1 pseudogene is annotated in these 1,364 nt (G+C 69.1%); it reads left to right on the forward strand.

The window, feature by feature from the left end:
• Positions 1-183: 183 nt before the first annotated feature.
• Positions 184-1,364 (forward strand): annotated as a pseudogene (locus tag HMPREF9056_RS13425) (transposase); the annotation flags it as partial.

Genomic DNA, 1,364 nt, shown 5'->3' on the forward strand with positions numbered 1-1,364 from the left:
ACCACCCGGGACCACCAACAAGGTAACGGGTGAAAGTCACCTGCGGCAGCCGGGCGCTGGTGACTGCTGATAAGGGGAGCGACCCACCGCGAACCGGTAGAGGTCTTTCGTAGGCGTGGGTGCGGGGTCCGGCCTGTCCACCGGCTGTCCCCGTATCGACTTGACCGGGAGGTGGCAGGAGAGATGGACATCGAGGTCTTCATCGGTACCGGGCGTCGGCAAGGAGCGAGCACTGGGTCACGGCCCTGAGCCGGGAGGGCCGGAAGGTCCTTGACAGGGCCCTGCCCAACGACGAGGAGCGCCTGCGTGCTCTCTACGAGAAGCTGGCCGATCATGGGAGCCTGCTGGTGGTGGTCGATCAGCCCGCCACCATCAGGGGTCCTGGCGGTGGCGGTGGCTCAGGACATGGGCATCACCGTGGGCTACCTGCCCGGACTGTCCATGCGCCGCATCGCCGACCTGACGCCGGGCAGCGCCAAGACCGACGCGAAGGACGCTGCCGTCGTCACCCAGGCTGCCAGGACCATGCCCCACACCCTGAGAGCCATCAGCGCCTCGGACGAGGAGGCCGCGGCGCTGAGCATGCTCACGGGATTCGACCTGGACCTGGCCCGCCAGGTCAACCAGACCGAGGGCCGGATCCGGTGCCAGTCGTTCACCCAGACCCCGCCCCACCCTGGGGCCGTGGCCGGGCGCACGCCGCCACCGGGGAGGCCCGTCGCCGACTTGGTCCACCCCAGCCGAGCTGAAGCGAGCGGGCAAGACAAGGACTGACGCCAGGCTCAAAGCCCGCGGGTGCAGGCGGCACGCCACCTGGGCCGCCCAGACCGTCTCGGCCCTGGAGCACCAGTCCGTGGTGGTCGCCGGCACCGACGCCGCCGCAGTGGTGCTGCCCCACGTACCCCGTCAGCTCATCGCCCCACGCGCCCAGCGGACCGATATCGCCGCCCAGGTCGAGACCCTGGCGGGTGGCCCACCCTCATGTGCCAGGTCCTGACCACACGTGCCCGGGATCGGGGTCCCGGCCGCAGCCGTCCTTGCTGGCCCAGACCCTGACCAAGGACCTCCAGTCACCAGCGCCCACCTGGCCTCCCACGCCGCACTGGCACCAGCAACCAGAAGATCAGGCTCCTCCATCAGGGGTGAACACGTCTCCCACGCCGGCAACAAGAGGCTCAAGCGCGCCATGTCCCCCTTCGCCCTCGCCTCACTGCACTCCGACCCCGTCTCCCAGGCCTACTACCAGCACAAACGCAACCAAGACAAACCGCCTTAGGCCAAGCCGTCCTCACCCAGGCCCACCACCGCACCCCGACCCTACACGCCACGATCCACAACCACACCCTCTACAACCCACAACCAGC

The sequence above is a fragment of the Actinomyces sp. oral taxon 170 str. F0386 genome, from assembly GCF_000195595.1.
In the GTDB taxonomy this organism is placed as follows: domain Bacteria; phylum Actinomycetota; class Actinomycetes; order Actinomycetales; family Actinomycetaceae; genus Actinomyces.